Source organism: Neobacillus drentensis (genome assembly GCF_021560175.1).
GTDB lineage: Bacteria > Bacillota > Bacilli > Bacillales > Cytobacillaceae > Neobacillus > Neobacillus drentensis_A.
On record NZ_CP091110.1, the window covers coordinates 41,604 to 55,234 of the forward strand.

Here is a 13,631-nt window from a genome sequence, read left to right on the forward strand (position 1 = left end):
AGGCTGATTTGATGCAGCCTCTATTTTCATATCTTTTTGACAGGGTGATGGATATAGTGGTGTATTTAAAGGAAGATGAACGGCTTGATTATTTACTAGCTGAGAAGCTTCGAATTATTCAAAGCCCATCTGTATTTGCTTTTTCTCTCGATGCAGTCCTGCTGGCCCGGTTTGTATATGTTCCCATTCAAAAGGGGAACTTAATCGACCTCTGCAGCGGCAATGGGGTGATCCCTTTATTTTTAAGTACACGGACAAAAGGACAAATTACAGGTGTGGAGATACAAGAACGATTATATGATATGGCAGTTCGAAGCATTGAGCACAATGAGCTCAAAGACCGTTTAAAAATGATTCATGGCGATATTAAGGAAATGCCAAAAGCATTAGGGCATGGTAAATTTGATGTGGTTACCTGTAATCCCCCTTACTTTACCACTCCTTCTAAGGAAGAAATAAATCCTAATGAGCATTTAGCTATTGCCCGACATGAAATACTCTGCACACTTGAAGATGCAATCAAAGCTTCAAGTCAGTTAGTCAAACAAGGGGGCAAGGTTGCTTTCGTCCACCGTCCTGGCCGTCTCATTGATATCATTACATTAATGCGCCAGTACAAACTTGAGCCAAAGCGGATTCAGTTTGTTTACCCAAAGCAGGGAAAGGAAGCAAATATCCTTCTAGTAGAAGCGACTAAAAACGGCAGTCCAGATTTAAAAATACTTCCCCCATTGATCGTATACAATGAGGCGGGCGAATACACTCCTGAAATCAGTGGAATTTTATATGGAGAGTAATCGTCATTATTTTTATGTCTTAACATGCAGCGATGGAAGTCTGTATGGGGGCTATACAAATGATCTTAAACGTCGGATTGAGCAGCATAATGAAGGCAAGGGAGCAAAATACACACGAGGCAGAGGACCGGTCAAATTGACATATTCTCAAGTTTTTGCGAGCAAGGGTGAAGCCTTAAGGGCAGAATATCAGTTTAAGCAGTTAACAAGAAAGAAAAAGCTTGAGTATTTATTGAAAGCAGGTGAATCGGATGTGGCAGCAAAAAAGCTTTGAAAATGAAGCGAATAAGGGAATTCTTTATCTTGTTCCTACCCCAATAGGAAATTTAGAGGATATGAGCTTTCGAGCTATTAGAATCTTGAAAGAGGCAGATTTGATTGCTGCGGAGGATACAAGGAATACAAAAAAACTCTGTAATTACTTTGAAATTGATACCCAGATTGTCAGCTATCATGAGCATAATAAAGAAACCAGTGGGGAAAAGCTAATCGCAAAGGTCAAGCAGGGCCTAAAGGTAGCGCTGGTCAGTGATGCAGGAATGCCAGCCATCTCTGATCCAGGATATGAGCTTGTCCAAGCTGCGATTAGTGAACAAGTAGCGGTTGTTCCATTACCAGGGGCAAACGCAGCACTAACTGCTTTAATTGCCTCAGGAATTTCCTGTCAGCCCTTTTACTTTTATGGATTTTTACATCGAAACAAGAAAGAAAAGCGGGCAGAATTAGATATTTTGAGGAAACAAAATGCGACCCTAATCTTTTATGAATCGCCCCATCGGATTAAAGAAACGTTAGCTATTATGCTTGATGTTCTAGGAAATCGAAAAATCGTTATCTGCAGGGAATTAACAAAAAAGTATGAGGAATTTATTCGTGGAACCCTTGAAGAAATCATCGAGTGGGCTCATTCAGATGAAATTCGCGGAGAATTTTGTCTGATTGTAGAAGGAACCGAATATCAAGAAGTTAATGAAGAGGCAGACTGGTGGCAGGATCTATCTATAGAGGAACATGTTAAACATTACATAACCGTTAATAGCATTTCTTCAAAGGAAGCCATTAAGCAAACCGCAAAAGATCGAGATCTGAATAAGCGCGAGGTGTACCAAGCTTATCATATCGAAGAACATTAAAAATATGAGGCTCCCCGTACCGCCCGCGCCTGGTGCGGAAATCAACAGACTAGTTTAATGTATAAAAAAAGGTGTCCCAAAAGGTTTACTTTTGGGACACCTTCTATTTTTTTTATTTTACAAGTTCAAAATTCTTTTGAATTTCTTCTATTAATTGTTCTGCACCTTCACGGCTAAGGATTAATTTTCCGCCGGCAAGAGCCATGTTATCATCAGAAACTTCACCAGTTACTTGACAAGTCATATTAGGCTTGTATTTTTTCAAGATAATGCGCTCATCATCCACATAAATTTCAAGAGCATCCTTTTCTGCAATACCAAGTGTACGTCTTAATTCAATCGGTATAACGACGCGGCCTAACTCATCAACTTTACGAACAATACCAGTAGATTTCATTTTATAATCTCCTCTCATAAACACTCAAATTATTTATCTATCTTTCCTTTTAGTTCGTCATAATTCGACAAATTTCTTATAGATTCATAATACCAGTACTTCCCATATCCGTCAATTATTTTATTTTCAAAAGTAATAGTGAAAATTTTTCCATTTGCAAAATTATTGATATAACAAGGATTGATATTAAAATTCAGTCGTGACGCAGGTTAATAATACTATTGTAGGGAAAACATCCTTTTTGTCGTATAATAAATTGAAGTTTCGACAAAGTTCTACAATAATCCAGTTATCGTTCATATGTTTCGTAGATTTTATCTCCTTTGTGGGTGTAATAGGAAATAATTTTAAAAATCTGGAAGTCTAGCAATACGCTTTCTTGCACAAAAGTTTATTTTTCGGTATATTTTGATGATAGAAGTGTTAAAAAGAGGCAATAATGGTTTAATGGGATTTGCATTGTTTAGGAGGGAATATAATGGATGAAAAATCAAAGACTTTTTATTTAACTACACCAATTTATTATCCAAGCGGGAATTTACATATTGGACATGCGTATACCACCGTTGCTGGTGATGCCATGGCTCGTTATAAGAGGATGCGCGGTTTTGATGTAATGTATCTAACAGGTACGGATGAACACGGCCAAAAAATTCAGCGTAAGGCTGAAGATAAAGGTATCACACCACAACAGTACGTTGATGAGATTGTCGGAGGTATTAAAGATCTTTGGAACAAACTTGATATTTCTTACGATGATTTTATTCGAACTACCGAAGATCGGCATAAGCAGGTGGTTGAACAAATCTTTGCTAAGCTTTTAGAGCAAGGGGATATCTATCTTGATCAATATGAAGGCTGGTATTGTACACCCTGTGAATCTTTTTTTACCGACCGTCAGTTAGTAGATGGGAATTGTCCTGATTGCGGCCGGCCTGTCGAAAAAGTGAAAGAAGAATCATACTTTTTTAGAATGAGTAAGTATGTTGACAGGCTTTTGCAATATTACGAGGAAAATGCAGAGTTTATTCAGCCTGAATCCCGTAAAAATGAAATGATTAATAACTTCATTAAGCCTGGTCTTGAAGATTTAGCAGTATCAAGAACGACATTCGACTGGGGGATCAAGGTGCCAGGTAATCCTAAACATGTGATTTATGTCTGGATTGATGCGCTTTCCAATTATATTACTGCGCTGGGATATGGTACAGAGGATGATAGCAAATACAAAAAGTTTTGGCCAGCAGATGTTCATTTGGTTGGTAAGGAGATTGTCCGTTTCCACACGATTTATTGGCCGATTATGTTAATGGCATTAGATTTACCACTGCCAAAGAAGGTATTTGCCCATGGCTGGTTGTTGATGAAAGACGGCAAAATGTCAAAATCTAAAGGAAATGTAGTGGACCCGGTTACCTTAATCGACCGCTATGGTTTAGATGCCCTTCGCTACTATTTATTACGTGAAGTTCCATTTGGTGCAGACGGAGTATTTACACCAGAAGGATTTGTAGAAAGAATTAATTTTGACTTGGCTAATGACCTAGGCAACTTACTAAACCGGACAGTGGCGATGATTGAAAAGTATTTTGCCGGTGTGATTCCTGAATATGCTGGTTCTGTTGGTGACTTTGATGAATCGCTGCTCCAGGTAAACCGTGAAACCGTTGCAAAATACGAAGAGGCAATGGAAAAGATGGAATTCTCTGTGGCATTAACTTCCATCTGGCAATTAGTTAGTCGGACAAATAAGTACATTGATGAAACACAACCATGGACATTGGCTAAAGATGAAGAGCGAAAAGGAGAACTTGCTAGTGTAATGGTTCACTTGGCAGAATCTTTACGCCGTACGGCGATCTTATTAAAGCCATTTTTAACTCGTACGCCTAATGGGATTTTTGCACAATTAGGTATTCAAGATGAGGAATTGAAAACATGGGAGAGTCTCGAAGGCTTTGGCAAAATTCCAAGTGGAGTTAAGGTAGAAAAGGATGCTCCGTTATTCCCAAGATTGGATATTGCTGAGGAAGTAGAATTCATCAAAACAAAAATGCAAGGAAGCACGCCGGTTATCGAAGAAAAGAAAGAAGAAGAGAAACCAGAGGAGCTTGCGGAAATTTCCATTGATGATTTCATGAAGGTAGATTTACGAGTAGCTGAGGTAATTCAAGCAGAGCCGGTGAAAAAGGCAGATAAATTACTAAAGCTTCAGTTAGATTTAGGATATGAAAAACGGCAAGTGGTTTCAGGTATTGCCCAATACTATAAGCCTGAAGAACTGGTCGGCCGGAAGGTAATTTGTATTACCAACTTAAAGCCGGTTAAACTCCGCGGCGAATTGTCACAAGGAATGATTTTGGCTGGTTCTAAAGATGGTCAGCTTTCGATTGCTACTGTTGACCAATCATTGCCAAATGGATCGAAGGTAAAATAATTATAGACAAAGGCGCCCGAATTGGGCGCTTTTTACTTAGAAAAATGTCGGGATTTGCATTAAAATGTTCCACGTGGAACATTTATCCTGTTCATTAGTTGTCTTTAGACAATGGAATACTAAAAGTACAAAATAGCGAGAAATAAACAAAAAAAGGAGAGTTTTGATCCGTATGTTATTCGACACACATGCACATTTAAACGACACGCAATTTATTGAAGACCTTGAAGAAGTGATCGAGCGGGCCCAAACGGAAGGAGTCTCTAATATGGTCATCGTAGGTTTTGATCGTCCGACGATTCAAAGGGCCATGGAATTAGTCGAACGATATGATTTTATGTACGCCTGTGTTGGCTGGCATCCAGTCGATGCGATCGACATGACCGATGAGGACTTAAATTGGATTGAGGAATTGACTTCCCATCCTAAAGTGGTTGCTATAGGTGAAATGGGCTTAGATTATCACTGGGACAAGTCACCAAAGGAGGTCCAGAAAGATGTTTTCCGCCGGCAAATCCGCCTGGCTAAAAAGGTGAAACTTCCCATTGTGATTCATAATCGTGAAGCAACTGCTGATATTGTTGAAATTTTAAAAGAAGAAGGGGCGGAGGAAGTAGGAGGGATTATGCATTGCTTTAGCGGCAGCCCAGAGGTAGCAAAAGAATGCATAAAGATGAACTTCTTGATTTCTTTAGGGGGACCAGTTACCTTTAAAAATGCTAAAAAGCCAAAAGAGGTAGCAGCAGAAGTACCAATTGAAAGGCTTTTAATTGAAACTGATTGCCCATATTTGGCACCTCATCCCTATCGAGGAAAGCGAAATGAACCAAGTTATGTGAAGCTGGTTGCCGAACAAATTGCCGAAATAAAGGGCTTGACTTATGAGGAAGTGGCTCAAGCCACGACACAAAATGCAAAGAAATTATTCGGCATAAAATGATAAGGGATATTGTCGAAACGACAAGAAGCTTGTCCTAATTTTTTCTGATAACAAAAAGTTCTACATGTCTCCTTTTCAACATAGGATGAACGTGTCGATAAGTTTTTCTTTGCAAAGCTTCTAAGGTTGTGCATAATTAGAACTACCTTCACAGGATTAGCAAGGATTGACAGCCGGCGTATGGTTCTCTATAATCTCTCCAAAGAAAAGGAGGCGTTTTTCATCGTATTTCCAAACATGAAAAACCTGTTCCCCACGTCTTTGAGCGGGAGGTCATGGACCATCATATTTGCTAGTTTTATAGTTTTGCTTACAACTCTGGGAATTCTTTTATTTGAAGGCTCAAAGCATACTGTAGCAATGACATTAGATGGCAAGAAGATGGTTGTGAACACACATGCAGTTACCATCAAGGAACTCTTAGATGAACTGGATGTACCCCTCACGTCAAAAGACTACCTGTATCCAAGGGCAAGTACAAAGGTTAGGGATGACCTTAATGTCGTTTGGAAGCAGGCGAACATGGTTCACATTGTGAAAGACAACGAGAAGAAAACGATCTGGACTACAGCCGATACCGTGGCTGAACTCCTAAAAGAACAGAAGATTGTATTAAAGGAACACGATCAAATTTCACCAAATCCACAAACGGCAATTGAAAATAAGATGAGTGTAAAGCTTAATATTGCGTTGCATCTTACATATGTGGACGGCGGAAAATCGCAAAAGGTTTGGTCCACTTCGACTACGGTCGCTGACTTTTTAACACAACAGGGTATCAAACTAAATGAATTAGACCGAGTGGAACCTTCACTAACAGATAGAATAACAGAGAATGGTGTTGTGAACGTCATTCGGGTAGAAAAGGTCACCGATGTAGTGGAAGAACCCGTTCAATTTGCCGTGGTAACGAAAAAGGATGAAAAATTGCAAAAAGGGCAGGAAAAAGTCATTGCTCCTGGAAAGCAGGGACGTGTCTCAAGACAGTACGAGGTCGTGCTTGAAAATGGCAGGGAAGTTTCAAGAAAGTTGATCAACGAACAGAATATCTTACAAAAACAGGATAAAGTTGTGGCTGTCGGTACGAAGGATTTGGCGTTACAGGTTTCCCGCGGTGAGGCTCCTAATGGACAGGAGTTTTATGTGACGGCAACTGCGTATACGGCCTATTGTAATGGCTGCTCCGGACATACAGCTACAGGTCTTAATCTTCGTGCTAATCCAAATATGAAAGTAATCGCGGTTGACCCAAGGATTATTCCACTTGGTTCGAAGGTCTATGTAGAAGGCTACGGATATGCTGTGGCTGCTGATACAGGCGGAGCAATCAAAGGGTATATTGTTGATTTATTAATGCCATCACATGCGGATGCATATCGCTGGGGGCGTAAGAAAGTAAAGATTACAGTCCTAAACTAATTACTCAGGTGCAGAGGATTTGATTCCTCTGCATTTTGCTTTTTTTCTAAAATTCTTTATACTAAACAACGAATACTTGCTTCAAATTTCTTTACCAAAGCCTATATCTAAATGTATGAAATCTATCAATAATATAGACGAAGGACATTACAAAAATGTTTCAATTTTTTCATTTTTAATTTATTTCTATGGAGGCATTTATTTTTACATGAAAATCAAAGAAATCATTGTCGTAGAGGGAAAAGATGATACGACAACAATAAAACGAGCCGTTGATGCTGACACAATTGAAACGAATGGATCGGCTGTCAATCAAACTACTATTGAAAAAGTAAAACGGGCCCAAGCAACACGTGGTGTTATTATCTTTACCGATCCAGACTATCCTGGTGAAAAAATCAGAAAGACGATTGCTGCAGCTGTTCCTGGCTGTAAACATGCCTTTTTGCCAAAAGAGGCTGCTATAGCTAAAAGAGGAAAAGGCGTGGGCGTAGAACATGCCAGTCCAGAGGATATTAGAGAAGCGTTAAAGGATGCGCAAATCATGCATGAGGTGATTTCAGAAGAAATTACCCAAGAGGACTTAGTAACGGCCGGCTTAATCGGCGGAGAGGGCTCTAAGGAGCGGAGAATTTTGCTGGGCAAGCTGTTAAAAATCGGTTATACAAACGGAAAACAGCTTCATAAACGATTAATGATGTTCCGTATTAGCAGACAAGAGTTTGCAGAAGCATTACGTGTTTTACGACAGGAGGAAAAGAATGGATAAGGATATAGCAACACCAGTCAGAACGAGGGCAATCCTCGAAAAATATGGTTTTTCTTTTAAGAAAAGCCTGGGACAGAATTTTTTAATTGATACAAATATATTAAAGAAAATTGTTAGTTTTGCCGAGTTAAGCGAAAGTTCCGGTGCGATTGAAATTGGTCCTGGAATTGGAGCCCTGACTGAACAGCTTGCACGTTCAAGCAAAAAAGTGGTTGCCTTTGAAATCGACCAAAGATTGCTGCCAATTTTACAGGATACCTTGTCACCCTATGAAAATGTAAAGGTTATACATAAGGACGTGTTAGAAGCAGATGTTCAAATGGTAATGGAAGAGGAGTTTCAAGAAATTAATGATATTATGGTGGTGGCCAATCTTCCATATTATGTAACGACCCCGATCATTATGAAGCTCCTTGAAGACCGGCTGCCGATTCGCGGGATTGTTTGTATGCTGCAAAAGGAAGTGGCAGACCGAATTTCTGCCAAGCCAGGCACAAAGGAGTATGGATCGCTTTCAATTGCTATTCAATATTACACAGAGGCTGAGACTGTCATGATTGTACCAAAGACGGTGTTTGTCCCGCAGCCAAATGTTGATTCTGCTGTGATTAGATTAACGAAGCGAGAGAAGCCTGCTGTTGTGGTAAAGGATGAGGATTTCTTTTTCCAAGTGACCAAAGCGAGCTTTGCACAGCGGCGGAAAACGTTATTAAATAATTTAACTAGTCAGCTGCCGAATGGGAAAGAGAAGAAGGAAGAGATTCTCACGGCCTTAAGTGCGAGTGGAATTGAGCCGGTTCGCCGGGGGGAAACTCTTTCTCTAGAAGAATTTGGCCGGTTAGCAGATGAACTATATTCATACTTTCATTAATACTTTTGTCCTCATGATCGTTTCATGGGGACATTTATTTTAATTACTCCACAATTTCCGCCCGCAAAGCGGGTCAAGAAGTAGGATTCCTTTACCGATTTTGTCCGTGGGAGATTCATGAGGACAAAGACAAGAGGTTCAGTTAGGAATCTGTCCGCATGAGGGGTTGATGAGGACAAAGACAAGAGGTTCAATCATGAATCTGTCCGCATGAGGGGTTGATGAGGACAAAGAGAAGGGTTCTAACCAGGAATCTGTCCGCATGAGAGACTGATGAGGACAAAGAGGAGGGTTCTAACCAGGAATCTGTCCGCATGAGAGGCTGATGAGGACAAAGAGGAGGGTTCTAACCAGGAATCTGTCCGTATAAGCGGTTGATGAGGACAAAGACGAGTTTTCTAACCTGGTTCCACTCCCATAAAAGATACATATAGACCAATTAGAGCAGCCACATTATTAAATCTTCACATTTTCATTACGTAGATTCCCCTCCATATGTCTCATTTTTCGTAAATTTTTAACAAGGACAACTTTCCCTGCATAGCCTATGAGAGAACCCATAATTAAAAGGCCTAAGCTGGTCTTATTGGAGTGACGGGCAGTGGATATTAAGCAAATGGATATTGTCGGAAGGAAATCGTATAACTGCGACATCATGTTCCGCGTTATCGACATTCAAAACATAAACAACCAGAAGGTAGCCATCCTCTATGGAGAGGATTTCCGTCTCGCTGCAGATGCACCATACACTGATTTGGTTATCCTTAATCAAAATGAACGGATAAAATTGCAGCAAGAATATAGAACACTTGAAGAACAGTCATTAAGACTATTTCGGCAGGATGTCGATTTAGTGAAACATCGTCAGGAATATGAATCAACCAGCGGTTATGTGAGACCAAGCAATTATTTTCAAATTCCTGGAAAAGTTCTTCACTTGGACGGTGATCCCTCCTATTTAAAGAAATGCATGGCTGTATACGAAAAAATTGGCATCCCTGTAGTGGGGATACACTGTAATGAGAAAGAAATGCCGGAACGAATTGGCCCCTTAATGGATCAATACCGTCCCGATATCTTGGTTATTACTGGCCACGATGCCTATTCAAAGGCGAAGGGGAAAATGTCTGATATCAATGCCTATCGACATTCAAGACATTTCGTCCAAGCGGTTAGAGAAGCCCGAAAAAGGGTTCCTCATTTAGATCAACTCGTTATCTTTGCAGGCGCCTGCCAATCTCATTTTGAATCACTCATCCATGCAGGGGCAAACTATGCCAGTTCTCCATCAAGGATCAATATTCATGCACTCGACCCTGTTTATATTGTAGCCAAAATAAGTTTCACTCCGTTTATGGAGCGTATCAACGTCTGGGATGTATTAAGAAATACTCTAACAGGTGAAAAAGGTCTCGGAGGAATTGAAACAAGGGGTGTATTGCGGACGGGTATGCCTTTTCGGCCAATTATTGATGAGGTTGAATAATTGATTAGAATAGTGGAGCTGCTAGTTTCAATTTGGCTCCCCTTATTCTAATCCGTGCTTAATTTTTTTTAGATACATATTAACCACTAAATAAGGCAACGATAACAATGTTGAAAATTAGAAGAAAAAGTAGAAGAAAAAATATTGACAATCATTTTGTTGGACTGATATAATTTATATTTTTGTTTGACAGAACTATGTCAGTGTGTTATACTTTACACAGTGAGGTGGACCGAATGCCAAAAACCTTAGCCGATATTAAAAAGGCTCTTGACACAAATTTGGGAAAAAGATTATTGCTGAAAGCCAACGGTGGACGCAGGAAAACAATCGAACGTTCTGGAGTTTTAGCTGAAACTTACCCGTCAGTTTTTGTTATTGAGTTAGATCAAGATGAAAATTCGTTTGAGCGTGTTTCATACAGCTATGCGGATGTTCTTACAGAAACAGTTCAAATTACTTTCTATGATGATGCAGCAGGACATGTAGCTTTAAGCTAGTATATAAGCAATGAGATGGCAGTAAACAAAGGTTTACTGCTTTTTGCTGTTTAGATGATTTAAAAATTTTCATGAAAAGGAACGTACTTTTACATACTAAGAATGCTGTGGTATGAAAGGGGTTGTTTAGATGGGCCGAAGAAGAGGAATTATGTCCCATCGCTTGAAAGAGGAGCTAGCCAAGGAACTTGGCTTTTATGATGTGGTTCAAAAAGAAGGCTGGGGCGGTATCCGTGCAAAAGATGCAGGGAATATGGTGAAGCGTGCTGTAGAACTTGCCCAGCAGCAGTTAGTCAATCAGAATCGTCAAACGTAACATAGATTAGCACCTCCATATTAAACAAATCTTCCCCACAGCTTGGTCAGTGCAAGGAACCGAAAGGGCCTCTTTTGCACTGGCCTTTTTCTATTTTTGGCTGCAGCTTTTTTACTTTTGTCGAAAAAGTGGCTTTTTTCGACGAAAAACGACTGATATAATTATAAAATTGGGTAGATATCTTATATCTGACGTCTTACATTTATCTTTTTGTGGTAAAATAGGACAAAATGTGGATTTTTGGAATCGTATGCAAAAGCCCCCCCTTGGGTGCTAAGTGGATAAAACAAAAGTAGGTGACGTAGTGAAGCTTTTAGTCAAAGCGCCGGCTAAAATCAATTTAGCATTAGATGTTTTACATAAACGCCCCGATGGCTATCATGAAGTTGAAATGATCATGACCACGATTGATTTAGCCGACCGGGTTGAACTAACCCTATTAGAACAGGACAAAATACATATTCTTTCGCATAATCGCTATGTACCGGATGATCAGCGAAATCTAGCCTATCAAGCAGCCCAGCTGTTAAAGGATCGTTTTGGCGTTAAAAAGGGTGTACTTATTTCAATCGAAAAAACAATTCCGGTGGCAGCCGGCTTAGCAGGAGGCAGCAGTGATGCTGCAGCAACGCTAAGGGGTCTGAATAAACTATGGGACCTTGGTTTAAGTTTGGATGAATTAGCAGCGCTCGGCAGTGAAATTGGCTCGGACGTTTCTTTCTGTGTCTATGGAGGCACAGCCTTGGCAAAGGGCAGAGGTGAAATCATTACGGAACTTCCACCGCCGCCAACATGCTGGGTTATTTTAGCGAAGCCCTTTATTGGGGTCTCGACAGCCGAGGTTTATCGGCGGCTTGATTTGAATGGAACCAAACATCCGGATATCTATGGAATGATCCAGGCCATTAAAGAACATGATTACCAGCGGGTCTGTGACAACGTCGGAAACGTTCTTGAAGGGGTAACTTTGAGTCTTCATCCAGAAGTTGCTCAAATCAAAGAACAAATGAAGCGTTTTGGGGCAGATGCGGTGTTAATGAGCGGAAGCGGGCCGACCGTATTTGGAATTGTACAGCATGATTCGAGAATGCATCGAATCTATAATGGCCTAAGGGGTTTTTGTGACCAAGTTTTTGCGGTTCGCATGCTGGGAGAACGTCATTCGCTTGATTAAAAACGTACAATAATGATATTCTTTAAATAGAATATTCGGGTTCTGGGAGGGTAGTTATGAAATTTCGCCGTAGTGAACGTTTGATTGATATGACTAATTATTTATTAGACCATCCTCGCCAGCTTGTGCCGCTCACTTTTTTTGCTGATCGATATGCATCCGCAAAGTCCTCGATTAGCGAAGACTTAGCAATTGTGAAAGAGACCTTTGAACAACGGGGTATTGGCACCTTGCAAACCGTACCGGGGGCTGCCGGTGGTGTGAAATTTTTTGTAAAAGTAAGCCAGGAAAAAGCAGAACCATTTGTAAATGAACTTTGTCAGTTAATCGCCAATTCCGAACGGCTATTACCAGGCGGTTATTTGTATTTAACCGATATCTTGGGAGATCCGCAAATTGTCCAGAAAGCCGGACGAATTATTGCTTCCGCCTATGCTGACACAAAAATTGATGTGGTCATGACGGTAGCCACAAAAGGGATTCCTTTAGCGTATGCTGTTGCCAGCCAATTAAATGTGCCGGTAGTCATTGTTCGACGAGATAGTAAAGTGACGGAAGGTCCGACGGTTAGTATTAATTATGTATCCGGGTCTGCTAAGAGGATTCAAACGATGGTACTCTCTAAAAGAAGCATGAGACAGGATTCCCGTGTCCTCATTGTAGATGATTTTATGAAAGCAGGCGGAACGGTAATGGGAATGATCAGTATGCTTGAGGAGTTTAACTCTCAGCTTGCTGGAATTGCTGTTTTAGTGGAAGATGAGAAAATCCAGGAACGGTTAGTGGATGAATATTTATCGCTGGTACAGCTAGCCGATGTGGATGTAAAAGAAAAAAGGATAAGTGTACAGGCAGGTAATTATTTTAATATATGGAGGGATTAACATGAAAGTTGTTCAAACCAATCAGGCACCAGCCGCCATTGGTCCGTATTCTCAAGGAATTGTGGTCAATAATTTATTCTATAGTTCGGGACAAATCCCATTAAATGCAGAAGGGGTTATGGTAACCGGAGATGTAAAGGAACAAACCCATCAAGTATTTAAAAATTTACAGGCCGTATTAGCTGAAGCAGGAGCATCGCTTGAAACGGTGGTAAAGGCAACTGTTTTTATTAAAAATATGGATGAGTTTGCTGACGTCAATGAAGTTTATGGCGAATATTTCTCCACTCATAAACCTGCCCGTTCTTGTGTAGAAGTAGCAAGGCTGCCAAAAGATGCATTAGTTGAAATTGAAGTGATCGCGCTCGTGAAGTAATTCGGGCGCTTTTTTATTTTAATTTAAGGCTGTGCTAATCTTGAATGTTGATTACCGCTCCAGGCGGCTTCGCTTTCCGCGGGTGTGCCGGGGAGCCTCCTCGGCTTGCGCCTGCGAGGTCTCCTCTGCCCC

15 protein-coding genes are annotated in these 13,631 nt (G+C 40.5%); 14 read left to right on the forward strand and 1 reads right to left on the reverse strand.

Features of this window, described 5'->3' with window-relative positions; translation table 11 throughout:
- Window positions 1–11: 11 nt before the first annotated feature.
- From L1999_RS00210 to rsmI, 3 genes are read left to right on the forward strand one after another with little or no spacing between them, the layout of a single operon-like run.
- Window positions 12–797: a tRNA1(Val) (adenine(37)-N6)-methyltransferase gene (locus L1999_RS00210; protein WP_235741773.1), complete on the forward strand. Its 786-nt coding sequence runs from the start codon at window positions 12–14 to the stop codon at window positions 795–797.
- Window positions 787–1,071, forward strand: a complete 285-nt coding sequence (locus tag L1999_RS00215) for a GIY-YIG nuclease family protein (RefSeq protein WP_235741774.1) — start codon at window positions 787–789, stop codon at window positions 1,069–1,071. Before L1999_RS00210 ends, L1999_RS00215 begins: the two co-directional genes overlap by 11 nt.
- Window positions 1,049–1,930: a 16S rRNA (cytidine(1402)-2'-O)-methyltransferase gene (gene rsmI / locus L1999_RS00220; RefSeq protein ID WP_235741775.1), complete on the forward strand. Its 882-nt coding sequence runs from the start codon at window positions 1,049–1,051 to the stop codon at window positions 1,928–1,930. Before L1999_RS00215 ends, rsmI begins: the two co-directional genes overlap by 23 nt.
- Window positions 1,931–2,042: 112 nt before the next feature.
- Here the strand turns inward: rsmI and L1999_RS00225 are convergent, their stop codons facing one another.
- Window positions 2,043–2,327, reverse strand: a complete 285-nt coding sequence (locus tag L1999_RS00225; RefSeq protein WP_098530272.1) for a transition state genes transcriptional regulator AbrB — start codon at window positions 2,325–2,327, stop codon at window positions 2,043–2,045.
- A 478-nt stretch (window positions 2,328–2,805) separates the two neighbouring features.
- Between L1999_RS00225 and metG the strand changes: the two genes are divergently transcribed.
- The 11 genes from metG (at window position 2,806) to ridA (ending at window position 13,499) form a co-directional block, all read left to right on the forward strand.
- A complete protein-coding gene (gene metG / locus L1999_RS00230) occupies window positions 2,806–4,764 on the forward strand; it encodes a methionine--tRNA ligase (RefSeq protein WP_235741776.1) in 1,959 nt (652 codons plus the stop codon).
- Between the two features lie 172 nt (window positions 4,765–4,936).
- Complete coding sequence (locus tag L1999_RS00235) at window positions 4,937–5,704, forward strand: TatD family hydrolase (RefSeq protein WP_235741777.1); 768 nt, start codon at window positions 4,937–4,939, stop codon at window positions 5,702–5,704.
- Window positions 5,705–5,941: 237 nt separating this feature from the next.
- Window positions 5,942–7,123 carry a G5 and 3D domain-containing protein gene (locus L1999_RS00240; protein WP_235744196.1) on the forward strand — a complete coding sequence of 394 codons (1,182 nt, stop codon included), beginning with the start codon at window positions 5,942–5,944 and terminating at the stop codon, window positions 7,121–7,123.
- A 208-nt stretch (window positions 7,124–7,331) separates the two neighbouring features.
- Window positions 7,332–7,892, forward strand: coding sequence for a ribonuclease M5 (gene rnmV, locus L1999_RS00245; protein WP_235741778.1), 561 nt, complete (start codon window positions 7,332–7,334; stop codon window positions 7,890–7,892).
- Entirely contained in the window at window positions 7,885–8,763 is an 879-nt protein-coding gene (rsmA, locus tag L1999_RS00250) for a 16S rRNA (adenine(1518)-N(6)/adenine(1519)-N(6))-dimethyltransferase RsmA (protein ID WP_235741779.1), read from the forward strand. Before rnmV ends, rsmA begins: the two co-directional genes overlap by 8 nt.
- 601 nt (window positions 8,764–9,364) lie before the next feature.
- Window positions 9,365–10,249, forward strand: coding sequence for a sporulation peptidase YabG (gene yabG, locus L1999_RS00255; protein WP_275677304.1), 885 nt, complete (start codon window positions 9,365–9,367; stop codon window positions 10,247–10,249).
- A 236-nt stretch (window positions 10,250–10,485) separates the two neighbouring features.
- Window positions 10,486–10,749 (forward strand): biofilm formation stimulator Veg, encoded by a 264-nt coding sequence (veg, locus tag L1999_RS00260; protein ID WP_007084178.1) that lies wholly within the window; start codon window positions 10,486–10,488, stop codon window positions 10,747–10,749.
- 130 nt (window positions 10,750–10,879) lie between these two features.
- On the forward strand, window positions 10,880–11,065 hold the full coding sequence (locus L1999_RS00265) for a small, acid-soluble spore protein, alpha/beta type (protein WP_235741780.1): 186 nt from the start codon (window positions 10,880–10,882) through the stop codon (window positions 11,063–11,065).
- A gap of 304 nt (window positions 11,066–11,369) precedes the next feature.
- On the forward strand, window positions 11,370–12,239 hold the full coding sequence (gene ispE / locus L1999_RS00270) for a 4-(cytidine 5'-diphospho)-2-C-methyl-D-erythritol kinase (protein ID WP_235744198.1): 870 nt from the start codon (window positions 11,370–11,372) through the stop codon (window positions 12,237–12,239).
- A gap of 56 nt (window positions 12,240–12,295) precedes the next feature.
- On the forward strand, window positions 12,296–13,123 hold the full coding sequence (gene purR, locus L1999_RS00275; RefSeq protein WP_235741781.1) for a pur operon repressor: 828 nt from the start codon (window positions 12,296–12,298) through the stop codon (window positions 13,121–13,123).
- Window position 13,124: 1 nt separating this feature from the next.
- Window positions 13,125–13,499: a 2-iminobutanoate/2-iminopropanoate deaminase gene (ridA, locus tag L1999_RS00280; RefSeq protein ID WP_235741782.1), complete on the forward strand. Its 375-nt coding sequence runs from the start codon at window positions 13,125–13,127 to the stop codon at window positions 13,497–13,499.
- Window positions 13,500–13,631: the final 132 nt, after the last annotated feature.